This window comes from Pseudomonas sp. NUPR-001 (assembly GCF_052147955.1).
Lineage (GTDB): Bacteria > Pseudomonadota > Gammaproteobacteria > Pseudomonadales > Pseudomonadaceae > Aquipseudomonas.
Map to the genome: position 1 here is coordinate 2,669,443 of NZ_CP197353.1, position 16,995 is coordinate 2,686,437.

Annotated in this window: 14 protein-coding genes; 8 read left to right on the forward strand and 6 right to left on the reverse strand. The window is 61.1% G+C overall.

Features of this window, described 5'->3' with window-relative positions; translation table 11 throughout:
• The first annotated feature begins 1 nt into the window (after position 1).
• The 4 genes from ACP6KB_RS12110 to ACP6KB_RS12125 all read left to right on the forward strand — a co-directional run bounded on the left by ACP6KB_RS12110 (position 2) and on the right by ACP6KB_RS12125 (position 4,906).
• Positions 2–1,204 (forward strand): glycosyltransferase, encoded by a 1,203-nt coding sequence (locus ACP6KB_RS12110; RefSeq protein ID WP_442113955.1) that lies wholly within the window; start codon positions 2–4, stop codon positions 1,202–1,204.
• Positions 1,201–2,388 carry a glycosyltransferase family 2 protein gene (locus ACP6KB_RS12115; RefSeq protein ID WP_442113956.1) on the forward strand — a complete coding sequence of 396 codons (1,188 nt, stop codon included), beginning with the start codon at positions 1,201–1,203 and terminating at the stop codon, positions 2,386–2,388. Before ACP6KB_RS12110 ends, ACP6KB_RS12115 begins: the two co-directional genes overlap by 4 nt.
• On the forward strand, positions 2,388–3,158 hold the full coding sequence (locus ACP6KB_RS12120; RefSeq protein WP_442113957.1) for a WecB/TagA/CpsF family glycosyltransferase: 771 nt from the start codon (positions 2,388–2,390) through the stop codon (positions 3,156–3,158). The genes ACP6KB_RS12115 and ACP6KB_RS12120 overlap by 1 nt, the downstream gene beginning before the upstream one ends.
• Positions 3,159–3,481: 323 nt before the next feature.
• A complete protein-coding gene (locus ACP6KB_RS12125) occupies positions 3,482–4,906 on the forward strand; it encodes an undecaprenyl-phosphate glucose phosphotransferase (RefSeq protein ID WP_442113958.1) in 1,425 nt (474 codons plus the stop codon).
• 2 nt (positions 4,907–4,908) lie between these two features.
• On the opposite strand, the gene ACP6KB_RS12130 is transcribed toward ACP6KB_RS12125, so the two are convergent.
• Positions 4,909–5,847 (reverse strand): LysR substrate-binding domain-containing protein, encoded by a 939-nt coding sequence (locus tag ACP6KB_RS12130; protein ID WP_442113959.1) that lies wholly within the window; start codon positions 5,845–5,847, stop codon positions 4,909–4,911.
• 146 nt (positions 5,848–5,993) lie between these two features.
• Between ACP6KB_RS12130 and ACP6KB_RS12135 the strand changes: the two genes are divergently transcribed.
• From ACP6KB_RS12135 to ACP6KB_RS12150, 4 genes are all read left to right on the forward strand, one after another.
• Complete coding sequence (locus tag ACP6KB_RS12135; protein ID WP_442113960.1) at positions 5,994–7,370, forward strand: L-serine ammonia-lyase; 1,377 nt, start codon at positions 5,994–5,996, stop codon at positions 7,368–7,370.
• A gap of 112 nt (positions 7,371–7,482) precedes the next feature.
• Positions 7,483–8,781 (forward strand): serine/threonine transporter, encoded by a 1,299-nt coding sequence (locus tag ACP6KB_RS12140; protein WP_442113961.1) that lies wholly within the window; start codon positions 7,483–7,485, stop codon positions 8,779–8,781.
• A gap of 143 nt (positions 8,782–8,924) precedes the next feature.
• The gene (locus tag ACP6KB_RS12145) at positions 8,925–9,332 is read left to right on the forward strand and encodes an OsmC family protein (protein WP_442113962.1); all 408 of its coding nucleotides are present in this window, start codon (positions 8,925–8,927) and stop codon (positions 9,330–9,332) included.
• Positions 9,333–9,483: 151 nt separating this feature from the next.
• Complete coding sequence (locus ACP6KB_RS12150) at positions 9,484–10,878, forward strand: aminotransferase-like domain-containing protein (RefSeq protein ID WP_442114296.1); 1,395 nt, start codon at positions 9,484–9,486, stop codon at positions 10,876–10,878.
• Here ACP6KB_RS12150 and panB read toward each other — a convergent pair.
• The 5 genes from panB to ACP6KB_RS12175 are packed head-to-tail and all read right to left on the reverse strand — an operon-like array spanning position 10,875 to position 16,967.
• Positions 10,875–11,690 (reverse strand): 3-methyl-2-oxobutanoate hydroxymethyltransferase, encoded by an 816-nt coding sequence (panB, locus tag ACP6KB_RS12155; protein WP_442113963.1) that lies wholly within the window; start codon positions 11,688–11,690, stop codon positions 10,875–10,877. The two genes, ACP6KB_RS12150 and panB, sit on opposite strands and share 4 nt — an antisense overlap.
• Positions 11,691–11,738: 48 nt before the next feature.
• A complete protein-coding gene (locus ACP6KB_RS12160; RefSeq protein ID WP_442113964.1) occupies positions 11,739–12,992 on the reverse strand; it encodes an ATP-grasp domain-containing protein in 1,254 nt (417 codons plus the stop codon).
• The gene (locus tag ACP6KB_RS12165) at positions 12,973–14,232 is read right to left on the reverse strand and encodes a methylaspartate mutase (protein ID WP_442113965.1); all 1,260 of its coding nucleotides are present in this window, start codon (positions 14,230–14,232) and stop codon (positions 12,973–12,975) included. Before ACP6KB_RS12165 ends, ACP6KB_RS12160 begins: the two co-directional genes overlap by 20 nt.
• Positions 14,233–14,235: 3 nt before the next feature.
• Positions 14,236–15,732, reverse strand: coding sequence for a hypothetical protein (locus ACP6KB_RS12170; RefSeq protein WP_442113966.1), 1,497 nt, complete (start codon positions 15,730–15,732; stop codon positions 14,236–14,238).
• Positions 15,729–16,967 (reverse strand): ATP-grasp domain-containing protein, encoded by a 1,239-nt coding sequence (locus ACP6KB_RS12175; protein WP_442113967.1) that lies wholly within the window; start codon positions 16,965–16,967, stop codon positions 15,729–15,731. The genes ACP6KB_RS12170 and ACP6KB_RS12175 overlap by 4 nt, the downstream gene beginning before the upstream one ends.
• Between the last annotated feature and the right edge of the window lie 28 nt (positions 16,968–16,995).

Sequence of the window (16,995 nt, forward strand, 5' to 3'; positions counted from 1 at the left end):
TATGCGAATTGCTTATTTCATCAATCAGTATCCCAAGGTCAGCCATAGCTTCATTCGCCGCGAAATTCTGGCCTTGGAGCGCCAGGGTGTGGACATTCAACGCATTGCCCTGCGCGGCTGGGACGCCGAGCTGCACGACGCCGAAGACCTGGAGGAGCGGGAGAAAACCCGCTACGTGCTGCAAGGCGGTATCAAGGGCCTGTTAAAGCCGGTACTGCAGGTGCTGCGTGCGCAACCACGGCGCTTTTTCGCCACCCTGTGGCTGGCCCTGCGTATGGGCTGGAGGGGCGATCGCCCCTGGCCTTATCATCTGGTATACGTCGCCGAGGCGTGCCAAGTGCTGGAGTGGATGCAGGCGTTTGGCGCCGAGCATGTGCACGCGCATTTCGGCACCAACTCCACCGAGGTGGTGATGTTGGCCAACGCCCTCGGCGGACCGGCCTACAGCTTTACCGTGCACGGTCCGGAAGAGTTCGATAAGCCGCAGTTCCTCTACCTGGGCGAAAAGGTCCAGCGGGCGGCGTTTGTTGCGGCGGTCAGCTCTTATGGTCGCAGTCAACTGTTCCGCTGGGTCGACCACGGTCACTGGGCAAAAGTCAAAGTCGTGCATTGCGGCCTGGAGCGCTCGTTTCATCAGGTTGATGCGGTTGCTGCACCCAGCGCGCCGCGGCTGGTGTGCGTAGGGCGCCTGTGCGAGCAAAAGGGCCAGCTTCTGCTGCTGGAAGCCGCGCGCAGGCTGGCTGCTCAAGGCGTACCGTTCGAAATCGTCCTGGCTGGTGATGGCGAGATGCGCGCGGACATCGAGGCGCTGATTGCCCGGCATGGCTTGCAGGCACAGGTGCGTATCACCGGCTGGATCAGCAGCGCGCAGGTGCGCGAAGAAATTCTCGCTGCGCGGGCCTTGGTGCTGCCGAGTTTTGCTGAGGGGCTGCCGGTGGTCATCATGGAAGCCATGGCCTTGCGCCGTCCGGTGCTGACCACCTATGTGGCAGGTATTCCGGAACTGGTGCGCGAAGGGGAGAGCGGCTGGCTATTTCCAGCCGGGGCCGTAGAGGAACTGGCCGTGGCCATGGCCGACTGCCTCGAACAACCGGCCGAGGCGCTGCAGCGCATGGGCGAAGCGGCCTATCAGCGCGTGTTGCAACGGCACGATATCGATACCGAAGCGGCCAAACTGGCCAGTTACTTCAAGGCATTGGCATGATGACCCTACTGACCTGGATGCTCAGTGCACTGGCATTGCTTGCGCTGTTGCCGGTGCTGGTGCTGTTCGCCCAGGTCGTGCTGGCCTGCCTGCCCAGCCGCGCGGCCGCACCGGTAAGCGCGCCGCGCCCGCGCCTGGCGGTGTTGGTGCCGGCCCATAACGAGTCCGCACTGATCGGCGCGACGCTGGCCAGCATTGCTGCGCAACTGATTGAAGGTGATCGGCTGCTGGTGGTGGCAGACAACTGTGATGACGACACTGCCGATCTGGCTCGCCTGGCAGGGGCCGAAGTCATTGGGCGCTACGATGAGCACTTGCGTGGTAAAGGCTATGCGCTGGACTTCGGCGTGCGCCATCTGGCGGCAGATGCACCGCAGGTGGTGATCATCGTCGATGCCGATTGCCAAGTAGGCGAGGGCGCCATTGACCTACTGGCCCGGCGCTGTATCGAGGCTGAGCGGCCAGTGCAAGCCCTCTACCTGATGCGTGCGCCGCAAGGCACGGGGCTGAAGGTGCAGATTGCCGAGTTCGCCTGGCGGGTGAAAAACCTCGTCCGCCCGCTGGGGTGGGCACGATTGGGCTTGCCTTGCCAATTGATGGGCTCGGGCATGGCGTTTGTCTGGCGCGACCTGGTGCTGGCCGACCTGGCCAACGGTCACCTGGTGGAAGACTTGAAGCTGGGCCTGGATTTCTGTCGCAGCGCCAAGCCACCCTTGTTTTGCCCGCAGGCCCAGGTGATCAGTTATTTCCCGGCTAATGATGAAGGTCTCAGTAGTCAGCGCACGCGTTGGGAGCACGGCCATTTGGGCGTGCTGCTGGCCGAGGTGCCAAGGCTGCTTGGGGCCTCGGTTGCCCGGCGTAACGGCAAACTGCTGGCCATGACCCTGGACCTGCTGGTACCGCCATTGGCGTTACTGACCCTGGCGTTGCTGGCCCTGTTCGTGGTGTCGTGGCTCGCCTTCTTGCTGTTCAAGGTATCAGCCCCGGCGCAGATCGCGACGGCAGCGATGGCCCTGTTGGGTGTCGCTGTGCTGCTGGCCTGGAGTCGTTTCTCACGCGAGCTGATCGCTTTTTCGGTGCTGATGTATGCACCCTTCTATGCGATGAAAAAGATCCCCCTGTATGTGGGCTTTCTGCTCAAACGCCAGGTTGAATGGGTGCGCTCGAAACGGGATGACCGCTGATGGACAACGTGACAGGACAACAGCGCTGGAAAGCCATTATCACCAAGTTGCGCGTGGTGCATGACAGTAGCGATGAGCAGGGCTTGATTGGCGCATTGTCGGCGCCACGCTCGGCAACGGTGCTGGGCTTCGTCAATGCCCATGCCATGAACCTGGTGGCCGGAAATGCCGACTATGGCAACGCACTGATGGCAGCCGATGTGTTGCTGCGTGATGGTTCCGGTATGGCCATTCTGTTTCGCCGCATCGGCCTGGCCCCCGGGCTGAACATGAACGGCACCGACTTGATTCCCAAGATACTGGCGGCGTTCAAGGGGCGGCGGGTGGCGTTCTGGGGCACCCAGGAGCCTTTCCTGAGCCAGGCCGCTCAGCGCAGCGAAGCCTTGTTCGGCGTACAGGTGGTATCGGTTGAGCATGGTTTTGCCGAGGCAGACACCTACATCGAGCTGGCGCAGCACCTGCAGCCGGAGTTGATTGTGCTGGGAATGGGTATGCCCAAGCAGGAGGCCATTGCTGCCAGGCTGGCGGCCGGTGGTGGGCCGTGCCTGATTATCTGTGGTGGGGCGATCCTGGATTTTCTTGGCGGCAAGGTCACGCGTGCGCCGCAGTGGTTGCGTCGATTGGGTGCTGAGTGGCTGTTCCGCTTGGTGAGGGAGCCAAAGCGCCTGTTCATGCGTTATGTGGTTGGCAATCCGTTGTTTCTGTTGCGCACCCTGCGTTGCACCAAGGCGACGATGGGCGGGGCGGCGCGCAGTTCCCGGAGCGCGTGAATCGGCCAAAAGCTATGGCAAGAGTGAATCAAACCGCCCACTCGGCTGGGTGCTGCTACAGTGATATCAAACGCCCTTGAGCAGTGAACACTAGATCGGGCGAGCTACGGTATCCCGCTTTCGGCGCCTGGGGTGTGTGGCGACTTCACTTGTCTGTTTGATTCAAAAGAGACATCCGTCGAGCTGACTCGTCGGGGTCTGAGCACACTATTGTTTGGCGTTGCAGTGTCAAACGGTGGTTTTTGTAGTCGTTGATCGTTGGGTTTTGATCGATTGTGTTTGAAAGGAAGGCGTTTGGTATCTCAAATTGATGAGGTCTGAGAATGGTTTTCGAACCCAGAAGCAGTCGTTCTCTACTCCAGCGAAGAAGCAGCGTCAGTAACGCCATTCAGGCGGGCCTCGACGGTATTGCGGTGACGGGTGTCGCCTGGTATCTGATCGTTGACCAGATCGGCTATATCACCTCCGACTACGTCATCATGCTGCTGTTGTTGATTGGCGCCCTGGCGGTCATCTATGACCACTATGCCATTTACCGCAGCAACGTCGGCCTCTCGATCAAGGCGTTCAGGTTGTTCAAGGCCTGGTCGGCAACCTTCTGTTTTCTGATGGTCATGGCGTTCCTGACGAAAACCAGCGAGAACTATTCACGGATGCTGGTCGGGCAGTTGTTTGTCATTGGCTACTTCGTGCAGCTGTTTTTGCATTTTGCTGTGCGCGAAGTGCAAAAGCGCTTCATGGCCAACGCTTACCGGATGGAAAACGCGTTGATCATCGGCGCAGGCGACCTGGCGAACTTTCTGCATCAGAAGATCAGTAACAACCCCTGGTTCGGCGAGCGTATTGTCGGTTGCGTGTTGCTCGATGAAGGGCAAGAGCGCGATAAAGAACACGCAGATGCCAAGCAACGCCTGTCGATACTTGGACACATTTCCGACCTTGATGAGATTGTTGCCCAGCATGGCATCCGTACCGTGTACCTGGTGACGCCGCTGGGTGGCTCTGAAGTGATCAACGAGGTGTACCTGAAGTTACTCGACAAGTGCATTTCGGTTAACTGGGTGCCCGACATCTTTTCGCTGCGCCTGATCAATCACAGTGTCCGCGAAATCGCCGGCATTCCGGTGCTGACCTTGTCTGAAACACCGCTGACCGGGATGAGCCTGTTCCTCAAGAACCTGGAAGACCGGGTGCTGGCAGCGCTGATCCTGCTGTTTATCTCACCAGTGTTGTTGCTGGTTGCACTGGCGATCAAGCTCGACAGCCCGGGGCCTGTGTTTTTCCGTCAGGAACGCATGGGCTGGACCGGCGAGTCTTTCCGTATCTGGAAATTTCGCAGCATGGTGGTTCATCAGCCGCAAGATGGAGTGGTCAAACAAGCGCAGAAGAATGACCCGCGCCTGACCCGGGTCGGCGCTTTCATTCGCCGTACCAGCCTGGATGAACTGCCGCAGCTGTTCAATGTGCTGACCGGAGAGATGTCCCTGGTCGGGCCGCGACCGCATGCGATGCAGCACGATACCCTGTACTCGCAGGATATCGTCGACTATTTCGCCCGCCACAACATCAAGCCTGGCATGACGGGCCTGGCGCAGGTGCGGGGGTTCCGGGGCGAAACCAAAGACATCGAGCAAATGATCCAACGGGTGGACTCGGATATCGAGTACATCAACAACTGGTCGTTGTGGCTCGACTTCGTGATTCTGGTGCGTACCTTGAATGCCTTTACGGGGAAGCAGGCTTACTAGAGCTATTGCGCCGCTGCATGCAAGGCGCGAAAGCTTTCAGCTTCTTCCACCAGCCAATCATGCACCGCCCGAGCGCTCGGGTGCGTGAGGCCGCCTGGCGGGTAAAGCAGCACGTAGCGTTTATGGTTGGCGATTGGCAGCCCGAACGGCACGATCAGCGTGCCGCGTTCCAGCTCGTCATTGAGCAGGGTGCGCCGGGCAATGGCCACGCCAATACCGGCAATGGCCGCTTCAATGGTCAAGTGGTTGCGGTTGAAGGTATGCCCGCGCCGCACATCCAGGCCACTGGCACCAATGCCTTCGAGGTAGAACTCCCATTCAGCGTATTCCGAACTGCCGCGCCAGGCGGTGATGTCGTGCAGCAAGGGAAAGTGCGCCAGGTCGTTCGGCCCATGCAGCGGCGGGCGGCCACGCAGCAGGGCAGGTGAGCAGACCGGGAATATCTGCTCATCGAGCAGCGGCGTCGAGTGCATGCCGGGGTAGCTGCCGTCGTTAAGGTCGATGGCCAGGTCGAAGTCGCCTTCACGTAAGGCCTGGCTGCTGTCTTCGGCCACCAGCCGCAGCTGGATGTCCGGGTAGCGCTGTTGCAGGCGCGGCAGGCGCGGGGTCAGCCATTTGGCCAGAAACGAGGGGATCGAACGCAAACGCAGGGTGCCGCGGATTTCACCGGCGTCCAGGCGCAACAGCTCGGCGTCGATGCTGCCATAAGCTTCGCTGACCGTTTGCGCCAGGCGTTGGCCCTCGGCACTGAGCTCGACGCCGCGGGCACGACGCAGGAACAGACGAAAGCCCAGGCGCTCTTCCAGTTGTCGGATTTGTTGGCTCACCGCGCCCGGCGTGATGTGCAGTTCTTCGGCGCAGCGGGTGAACGACAGGTGCCGCGCCGCACAGGAAAATACATGCAGCCAGACATACATCTGGCCATTCAACTGTCGTCTCATCGTTTAGTTCTGCTAAAGGCTTGCTTAGAAAGTTTCGTTGGTCAACGCCGAAGTCGCCGGGCAGTATCGCGCAACTTCGCGACACCCTTCAATTTTTTCAAAACGCTTCAGCGTGGCATTCGTCGCCTGAGCGTGCAGGCATTAGTATGGCTATCAGTGTTTTTGACCTTTTCAAAATTGGCATCGGGCCTTCAAGCTCGCATACCGTAGGCCCGATGCGGGCGGCTGCGACCTTCGCCCAGACCTTGCGTGGGCAAGGCCTGTTGGCGCAGGTCAGCCGTGTAGAGGTTCGCCTGTATGGCTCGTTGTCGGCGACTGGCGTCGGTCACGCCACCGACCGTGCCTGCCTGCTGGGATTGATGGGCGAGTGGCCCGACCAGATTGACCCGCAGCGCATCGACCCGCTGATCAGCCAATTGCAGGACAGCCAGGTGCTGTTGCTCGACGGTCATCATCCTGTCGCTTTCGACTGCGCGCGTGACCTGCTGTTGCTGGACGAGAGCCTGCCGTACCACCCCAATGCCATGACCCTGGAGGCCAGCAGCGCCACCGGTTCGTTGTTGCAGCAGACCTATTACTCGGTCGGTGGCGGTTTTATCGTTGAAGCGGCGCAAATCGGTGCTGCCAGCACCGGTGCTGCAGAAGTAAAGCTGCCGTATGACTTCAACAGCGGCGCCGAGCTGCTGGCCTTGTGCAAACAGCACCAGTTGCGCGTCAGCGAACTGATGATGGCCAACGAGCAGGCCTGGCGCCCTGAAGCCGAGGTGCGCAGCGGCTTGCTCAAGCTGTGGGCGGCGATGCGTGAGTGCGTGGACAACGGATTGCGCAACGAAGGCATCCTGCCCGGCGGGCTGAAGGTCAAACGTCGGGCGGCCAAGTTGCATCGCAGCCTGCAAGAGCTGGGTAAACCCAACGTCATCGGCTCGACCCTCAGTGCCATGGAGTGGGTCAACCTGTTTGCCCTGGCGGTCAACGAAGAAAACGCTGCGGGCGGGCGCATGGTCACCGCACCCACCAACGGCGCGGCGGGGATCATCCCTGCAGTGCTGCACTACTACATGAAATTCAACCCCGAGGCCTGCGACAACGACGTCGTCGATTTCCTGCTCAGCGCCGCGGCGGTGGGCATCCTGTGCAAGAAAAACGCCTCGATTTCCGGCGCCGAAGTGGGTTGCCAGGGCGAAGTCGGCTCGGCCTGTTCCATGGCCGCAGCGGGGCTTGCCGAGGTGCTGGGGGCTACGCCGATGCAGCTGGAAAATGCGGCGGAAATTGCCCTGGAACACAACCTTGGCCTGACCTGTGACCCGGTCGGCGGCCTGGTTCAAGTGCCGTGCATCGAGCGCAACGCAATTGCTGCAGTCAAGGCCATCAATGCTGTGCAAATGGCTCTGCGTGGCGATGGCGAACACTTCATTTCCCTGGACCGGGTGATCCGCACCATGCGCGATACCGGTGCCGACATGCATGCCAACTACAAGGAGACTTCGCGCGGCGGCCTGGCGGTCGCCTTTGTTGAGTGTTGAGGCAGGGTAGGAGCGGGCTTGCCCCGCGATTGCGGAGCATCAGGCATACCGCGATCGCGGGGCAAGCCCGCGCCTACAGAGAAGCGACAAAAACAACTACAAGGCAATTTCGATGACTGATGTAAACACCACCACCCACCCGGGTGTGGGCACGCCTGCGCGTGCAGACAGCAAATCCTGGAACCGTCACGACACCACCTGGCTGTTGGGCCTGTACGGCACCGCGATCGGCGCCGGCACCTTGTTCCTGCCGATCAACGCCGGCGTAGGGGGCTTCTGGCCGCTGCTGGTCCTGGCGCTGCTGGCGTTCCCCATGACCTTCTACGCTCACCGCGGCCTGACCCGCTTCGTGCTGTCCGGCAAGCGCGGCAGCAGCGAAGACATCACCGAAGTGGTTGAAGAGCACTTCGGTGTCGGTGCCGGCAAGCTGATCACCTTGCTGTACTTCTTTGCCATTTTCCCGATTCTGCTGGTGTACAGCGTGGCGCTGACCAACACCCTGGGCAGTTTCATCGAGCATCAGTTGCACATGACGCCACCGCCGCGCGCCTTGCTGGCGTTGCTGCTGATCTGCGGTCTGATGATCGTGGTCCGCTGTGGCCAGGCGATCATCGTCAAGGTCATGAGCCTGTTGGTCTATCCCTTCGTTGCCGCGCTGTTGTTGCTGGCGCTGAGCCTGATTCCCAACTGGAACGGCGCGTTTTTCGCCCAGGCCGCCGAGGGCATGCCGCTGGACCTGTTTCTGAAAACCTTGTGGCTGGCGATTCCGGTCATGGTGTTCTCGTTCAACCATTCGCCGATCATCTCGGCCTTTGCCGTCGACCAGAAACACCGCTACGGCGAGCAGGCTGAACAGAAAAGCAGCCGTATTCTGGCCAGTGCGCATGTGATGATGGTGCTCACGGTGATGTTCTTCTGCTTCAGTTGCGTACTGGCGTTGAGCCCTGCGGATCTGGCGGCCGCCAAGCACGAGAACATTTCGATCCTGTCGTACCTGGCCAACCACTTCCAGACCCCGGTGATCGCCTTTGTTGCGCCACTGATTGCATTGGTGGCGATCACCAAGTCGTTCCTTGGTCACTACATCGGTGCCAGCGAAGGCTTCCAGGGCATCATCGTGAAAAACCTGCGCGGCCGCGGCAAGCAACTGCCCGCCAAGCGTCTGGAGCAACTGACAGCGTTGTTCATGGTGCTGACCTGCTGGGTGGTGGCCACGCTCAACCCGAGCATCCTCGGTATGATCGAGAGCATCGGCGGGCCAATCATTGCGTGTCTGTTGTTCCTGATGCCGATGTACGCCATACACAAGGTGCCGTCGCTGCGTAAATATTCGGGCAAGGCTTCCAATGTCTTTGTGGTGCTGATTGGCCTGATCACTTTGTCGGCCATCGTCTACTCGTTCTTTGCCTGAAGCAGCTGCAAATGGGCGGCTGTTCTGATGGCAGAACACTGCAAGCTGTGATTGCGACTTTCGCCGTGCCGGGTCTGACGCTAGTGTAAAGACAGTAGCGCCAGGCCCTGTCGGCCTGGCAATCGCAGAGGAAGCCCCCGCAGATGACCGATTCGACCGTCCACGCCGAGCTGGGAGAGATCCCTTACAGCGTCAATTTGTCCGCAGGCGTGAACCAGTGGCTGGCCGATGAAAGCCAGGCACTGGGGGGCCGTGATACCGGCCCCAACCCTCATCAACTCCTGCTCTCCGCCCTGGGCGCCTGCACGGCGATCACCTTGTCGATGTATGCCCGGCGCAAGGAGTGGCCGCTGCAGCATGTGCATGTGTTGCTGGATATCACCAAAGAAGAGAAAACCGCGCCCGCGCGCACCGAGATCAAACGTGTCATCGAACTGCACGGTGATCTTGATGCGGCGCAGCGTGAGCGCCTGCTGGGCGTGGCCAATGCCTGCCCGGTGCACAAGCTGCTCAGCGGCAGTATTGTCATCGACAGTCAACTGAGCGACTGACACGATTGGCGGTTGAGCAAACCCAGGTTGCGGCGCCGTGTGCGCCGCCTGATTGAGCTGGCGACAAGGGGTCTGAATCGGTAACGTGGTAGCAGGATTGTGTTAGACGCTCATGGAACGACACCTGCTATTGACCTTTAAGTACCTGAGTATGGACACCAAGAAAGCCTCAAACTTTACCTATCAGGCGGTGTATCGCTACCTCGTCGAACTGATAGAAGCCAGTGACCCGCAAATTGAGCAGCGATTACCGTCATTACGGCAATTGGCATTGCGTCTAAATGTTTCAGTTTCTTCGACCAAATACGCCTATTCCTTGCTCGAGGATGAAGGGCGAATCTATGCCAGGCCCAAGTACGGTTACTTCACCCGCGCGATGCCTGGCACACTGAAAGGTGAAGAGTCGCCCAACCTGCTCGATAGCGTGTTCACCAACGCCCGCCAACCCGGGATGCTGGCCTTGAGCAGTGATGCCCCGGCCATGTTGCTGTCGCTGGAAAGGCCGTTGCTGATGATCGAACGCGAACTGGCGCGCCAGTATCCGCGCTCCCATGCACCGCTGTACCAGCCTTTTGGCGAGCCGGAGTTGCGCAGTGTGCTGGCTGACCGCTACACCTGTTCCACGCACAGCTACTGGCAGGCGGAACATGTGTACATCGGCTCCGACCTGCGCAGCGTACTGGAAACCGCCTTGAGTGCGTTGCAGCTCGAGGGCAGTGTGGCGCTGGTGGAATCGCCATGTTCCTGGGCGGTATTGCGCCAACTGCAGGCAGCCAGAATCCGCGTCATCGAGGTTGCGTTGGGCGAAAATGGCCGTTTCGATCTGTGCGCGCTGGAGCGCACCTTGCGCCAGGAGCCGGTGCGTCTGGTGGTGCTGTCTTCAACCATGAGCATTCCGCATGGCGGGCTGATGCCGGCGCAAGACAAGCAACAGATCTGTCGCTGGCTGGCAGAACGTGACATCTGGTTGTTCGAAAACGATAGCTATGGCGAATTCTGCTTTTCCCCGGAGGCCAGCCGCTTTCGTGATTTTGCCGATCCGCAGAAGCTTTTGGTGTTTTCAACGTTCGACAAGATCATCGGCTCGGAGGCACCGTTCGGCTATCTGCTGTGTCGGCGCCACATCCCGCAGTTGCATCGGTTGTTCCTGGAGCGCGCCTTTCGCTTGTCACCGATTCGCCAGAAGGCCATCGCCAAGTTGTTCAGTACTCGACGCATTGACCAGCACCTGATCGCATTGCGGGCGCAGTTGCACCAGCGCATGCGTTGCATGAAGGGCTTGCTGCTGGAGCACACCGATGATCAGTTTCGCATCACCGAACCGCACGGCGGCGCCACCTTTTGGCTAGAGTCTGCACGCTCGGTAGACATGCGCCAGGTGTTTGACCGCTTGTTGGCCCAGCGTGTGGTCATTGCGCCTGGGGAGATTTTCAGCCTGCAAGGTGCCTGGCGGCATCACCTGCGACTGAGCTACACCCTGGACTGGTCCAAGGATATCCCCCAGGCGTTACAGCGGTTGGCTCAGGCTACTGCCCAAGCCAGTTAAACCCCATAGCAATGGCGGTTCTCAGGAAAACGACCATTGCGCACTTCGTCGGCGTACTGGCTGCACGCATTGCGAATGACTGCACCGACGTCGGCGTAACGTTTGACGAAGCGCGGCACCTGCTCGCCACCGAGGCCCAACAGGTCTTCGGTCACCAGCACCTGGCCGTCGCAGGCCGGTGACGCGCCGATACCGATGGTCGGCACCTTGCTGTCGCGGGTGATCTGACGGGCGACGCCTTCGGCCACGCCCTCGAGCAGGACGCTGAACGCGCCCGCAGCGATGGTGGCATGGGCGTCTTCGCTGATGCTTGCAGCACTTTCGGCGCTCAGCCCCTGGGCCTTGAAGCCGCCCATGATGTTGACGAACTGTGGCATCAGCCCGACGTGGGCCATGACCGGAATGCCGCGCGCAACGAGAAACTCCACAGTGCTCGCCAAGGCGCTGTTGGCCTCCAGCTTGACCGCGTCACAACCGGTGCGCGAGAGCACCTGGGCGCAGTTGCGAAATGCTTGCTCATGCGATTCCTGATAGCTGCCGAAGGGCATGTCGGCGATAACGCAGGCCGAGCGCGTGCAGTCGACCACCGCCCGGGTATGGGCGATGGTTTCTTCCAGTTGCATTCCTAAGGTCGAAGCGCGGCCGTAGCCGACCATCGCAGTGGAGTCACCGACCAGGATGAAATCGACGATCGGGTCGATCAACATGGCAATCGAGCTTGTGTATGCCGTCAAAGAGACGATCTTCTGCTGGCCTTTCATGGCGACCAGTTGGGGAACCGTCATGCGCTTGGTTCGGATAGGTGTGCTCATCAGTGTTTTCCTGTGATGTGGGCTCGCCCGGTCAAGGGCTGCCGTGGGTTACAAGCAGTTTTTCTCCCATACACGCCAGGCCTGGTGGTCCTGGCGAATTCGGTCGGCGCTCGGGTGCAGCAGGAACACCGCACCCGGCGAGCTGTTGAGGTCGATGGTCGGCGCTGTCTGGCGCCCGTCGCTGAAACGAAAGCGTGCGCTGTGATAGCTGCTCAGGGTGTCCAGTTGCGTGCGCACCGCATCGAGATTGAACGGTAGGGCGCGGCGGCTGATCAGGTTCAGCGTGCAGCAATGCTTGAGCAGGCGATAACGTTGCGCCAGGCTGGCAAGCGCTTGCGGCTGCAAGTATTTGAGGCAGGTCAGGGCGACCTGGTCGTTGCCGGTGGCGGCGTGCAGTGCTTCGGGGTTGGCCAGGCCCGACAGGCGTGCGCCGGTTTCCAGCAAGCGCGGCCCCTGGGCGGTGAGGATCACTTCGGTGTGCGCCGGGCCATGGGCGATGGCCAGGGCGTCGAGTACGCCTTTGACATACTCGATCAGCAGGTCCAGCTCTGCGGTATCGGCAGGCAGCAGCTGTTCACGGTCATAGATTTTGCGCCCGTCTTCACTCAAGGTCTTGCTGCTTTTCCAGGCGTCGGTGATCCAGTGCTGACCCTCATGACTGACACTGTTGATGATGTACTCGTCGCCCTCCAGGTACTCCTGCAGCAACACTGCGTGGTTGTTGCACATCATCAGGTTGGTGGCGCCCAGAATGCAGGCGATGGCGTGCTGCAGTTGCTCGATATCGCGGCAGATGAACACATTGTCGGAGCCCGCGCTGTCGAGTGGTTTGACCACCACAGGGTGGGCGCCGCGTGCCTGGAACCAGGCCACTGCCTGTTCGCTTGAGGCGGTGCGCAGCTGCGCGGCGGTTGCCAGCCCGGCGTTGGCCACCTGTTCTGCCATCAGCGATTTGTCGCGGCGGGCCGCTGAGTATTCGGGGTCATTGCCGGGCAGCTCAAGCGCGGCGGCGAGGCGGTCGGCAAGTTCCACACCGAACTCGCTGCCGGTCACTATCGCGGCCGGCCGCTGGCCCTTCAATTGCTTCACCAGGGCCTCAAAGCCCAAGGCCTGGAGGTTGTAATGGGCCTGGAAAAGATCCTGCGGGCAACTGGCGGCAAAGGCTTGGGGCATATCGCTGCGCGAGCTCACGTGCAGCAGCGGCCGGTGTACGGCCAGGGCCCGGGCCAGTAACGCGCCGGTTGAGTAAGCATCGACCAGCACCAGGGGGGCTGAGTTCGAGTCAATGCAAGGGTTGGTCATAGCGATTCACCGTGTAATGCAACATTTCAAACAATTGCTCGGAGCGAATGCCCGGGCCGGTTGTCGACAGGCCGCAGCTTGGCGGCAGTGGCAGGTCGCCGACATTGCCCCAGCGCAGCGCCCCGTAGGGGTCGATATGGGTGGTGGCGCGCCCGGGGTTGTCCGGGTGCAAGCAGTAGGGGATATCCAGCAAGCCTCTGGCAAACGCCTGCATCAGGGCGACGGCCAGATCGTTGTGCAGGTTGCGCACCTGCTCGACCAATAGCCGCGCCTCGAACAGCACTTCCTCGTAGTACGCCGTGCTGGCCGGGTTGTCGTCACTGGGTGGCTCATGGGCAGCCGTTGCGGCCATGTTGAGAGCGTCGAGGTTGTCTTGAACGCTAGGGATCTGCCGAGACTCGGCGACGGTCTTAACGATCAACCGCTCGCAGCCTGCAGCCTTCGCCAGCCGTGCGCTGTCGCAGATCAGGCGGCGGGCGCCATGCTCGCTGGTCGGGAACACCCCCATGTAGGTGTACACCACCACATGCCAGTGAATACCGTCGAGGTAGTCTGCGGCCAGTTCGCGCAGGGCTCGTAGCGCCCCCAGGTCTTGCGCCATGCTGGTGCCTTGGGCGTAGCTGAGTGAAACGCTAGTGATGCCATGCTGACGGAAGAACAAGGCTTCCAGCAGGCTCATGGCAACCAGCAGCGAAGGCGGGCACAGCTGCCCCAGCAAGCAACCGCCAAAGCTTTCGATATGGCCATAGGCGCTGGCGTCGGCGAGGATCCGGCAACTCTCGGCCCAGGCCTCGATGGCGTGGGCCAGTGGCAGTCGGCTGTAGGGCATGCAGTACGACACCGGGCCGCCTTCAGTGGCGTCCAGGCCCAAGGCCGCCATGCGCTTGAAGATCGCTTGCGGTTGCGCGGTGCCGTGGCGTATCTGGATCGGAAACTGCGCACTGTAGAGCCCCTGCAACAGCCCCTGCACCGCCTGCAGCGAATGCGTGACGATGGGAAAACCGTTGAGCGGGCTGCCGGTGTTCAGGCACTGCAGGGCGCTCTGGTAGTCACCCACCCGGGTGTAGCTGTCCAGGGTGATCGTGCCCAGCGTCGTGCACGGCAGTGCGGAGACCGCTGACAACCCTGCACGCATCTGCTCGACGGCGCCAAACCCCATGCGTGGCTGCACCACCAGTTGACCCTGGCTGCGGGCGTGTTCAATGAAGCGTTGAAAGTAACCGGCGTGGACGCAAGGCATGGGTCAACGTCCCGAAACCAGTTCGACCACTTGCGCACCTGACACCGGGTCCTGGTGGGTGATTCGTCCTTTGTGCGGGTCACCGGCACGCACCCGCGCGATCAGGCTGCGGTCACTGTTGAAATCGATCAGGTCATGAGCATACAGGCTGCGCACGGCAGTCAACGGCAAGCCACTGACCTGGTTCAGCCACAGGCTCAAGGCCGGGTCTTCGAGGTCGCCGGCCAGCACCTGATGCAGGCGCTGCACGTCACCCAGGCGCTGCGGATGGCACAGGGTGATATACCGCGACAACGCGCGGCCGCGGTCGACAAACGGGGCGAACTGCAAGCAGATGAGCTGGCATTCATCCAGGCCAAAGGCCTCAGCGGCAAAGCGGTTGGCCAAGGCCCGGCGTGCGTCCTTGCCCTGCGCGTCGCGGTAGGGCGCCAAGGCCAGCTGGATCAGGCGCTCGGGCATCTCTTTTTTGTGCATCAGCGCCTTAGCCAGCTCCAGGTACTCGTCGATGCCCTGGTGGTAGCTGCGACCTTGCACGTATTGCGCTTTGAGGCCACGAAAATGCGCCATCAACATGGGGTTGGCACAGTCTGATTCAGTGAAGCTGAATGCCAGTTCTTCGAAGCGGAAATCGAGAAACTCGGTGATCAGTTCCCAATGGTCATCCACCCGGTAGCTGACCAGATCGTAGATGCTGATGAATTGCGGGTCGGCGCTGGCACTGCCGCTGGCCACGCGACGTTCGGCACGCTGCTGATCGAAGCCTTCACCGAACAGTTCGACAAAGTAATGCTGGGCCACGCCATCGAGGGCTTGCAGCAAGCCACGAAAGCCTTCGCGCCGGCAGGTGGCTACATCCAGGCCCAGGCGCTCGGCCAGGCGCATGATCCAGGTGAAGTAGTGCTTTTGCTCCTTGCGTGAGTCACCGGTAACCACGGCGTTGACCCCGCCTTGCCACCAGGCGGCGCGACCATAGAAGTCGGCGACGGCCAGGTTGCAACTGTTGCAGAACGTCGGGCGGCCGTCGCCAGCGGTGCGGTGGCCGTTCATCAGTACGTCGAAGCGGTTGATGTCACGCACGGCCTGCGGAAATGGCAGGGTGCGTTCGAACGGGCGGATCTGCTGATGGTCGACCACCAGCACTTCCACGCGCTCATCGTCATACAGGTTCAGGGCCCGGTAGACGCGGTCGATGTTAGCCATCACCGCATCCGGCACACCGGCGTGGCGCATGTTGGCGATGCGCAACTGGAAGGTCTGGCCGTGGAGCACATTCAACTGCAACTGCACGGCGCGAATCAGTGACACCGTGTAGGAGCTGTCTTTGCCACCGCCATAGGCAACCAGCAGTTTGTAAGCGGGCAGGGCATCGATGCCACCGGCTGCCGCGATCAGGCGCTCGCCCAGTGTTACCACGGCACTGCGGTCTACCGCACTGAGGTAGCGATTGAGTTTGCCCAGCAGCACGGCATCGGTTGCAGGTAAGGTGACGGCGATATTCATAGCGGTTCCGCCTGGAATTGAAAGTGTGTGATGACGTGCTGGATATCGCGTTCGATGTCGGCTTCGCTGGCATCGGTGAAAATAAACCGGCCGCTGTGCAGGGCGTCATAGCTGCCGCCTGCCTCCAGCACCTGGCCTGGTTCTGGCAGCAGTGCACGCCACAAGCTCGGTACGGCAGGGGTGGGCGCTTGCGCCTGGATAACCCGGCACGGCAGTTGCGCCGGTTTCGGGATCACCAGCCAACCGCCGCTCAGGTCCTGGCCCGGAGCTGGCGACGGCACCGGCGTGCCGACCAGGCGTTTGAGCCAGTGCTCATACAGGTTGACGCCAAACACCTTGTTGATCAGGTGCGGCACTTCACTGCCACCCACTCGGCCGCCGACTTCCAGAAACACGATGTCGCCCTCGGCGGTGACGAAGACCTCCAGATGAAAAGCGCTGTCGCTCAGTCGCAAGGCTTGCAGGCAGCGCTTGCTGAAGGCTTCGAGCCGCGTGCGCAGTGCTGAGCGCTGGAGGATGACCGATCCCAGCGGCTGGCTGCTGGCGAATTCCAGGCAACTGTTGACGTAGCGTGACACCACCTGAAAGGGCACTTGGCAGAGGGCGTCGGTGAAGCCGTCAATGTGGTAGACCTGCCCGGTAATGAAGGCTTCTATTTCGTAGCGCTCCAGCACCACCTCTGCCAGCAGCGTGCGCAGCGTCTGGGCGTCAGGCACCTTGGCGACGCCGATACTGGCCGCGCCGTCCAGCGGTTTGATGATCACCGGATAGCCGACCGATTCGGCAAACGCCAGCGCCTGCTCAATCGACTGGCAGCGGCTGAATGCGGGGACTGCCACGCCCTGGGCCTGCAACACTTCCTTCATCCGCGCTTTGTCGCGGTACGCCGCCACTTGCTCGGGGCCGTGGCCGGGGATGTTCAGGGTTTTGCGTACCTGAGCCGCAATCTCCAGGGTGAACTCGGAAAGCGCGATCAGCAGATCGACCGGCCCGACCTTGGCGATGACCTCGCTCACCGCCGCCAACAACTGCTCATAGCGGTTGACGTCGTCAACCTGGACCCAATGAGCGATCTGCTCACGGGGCGCCAGCACGCCTTCAGCACCGGGGCCGTCGACGACGTAACTGATGCGGTGTTGTTGATGGTCGAAGAAATGTTCGTACTGGGTCAGCTCATTGTCCCAGCGTGTCTGATCATGGAAGCGTGGCCAGCGGTTGACGATGACGATGTGCATGGCAAAGATCCTTAAAAGTGGGGAAGGG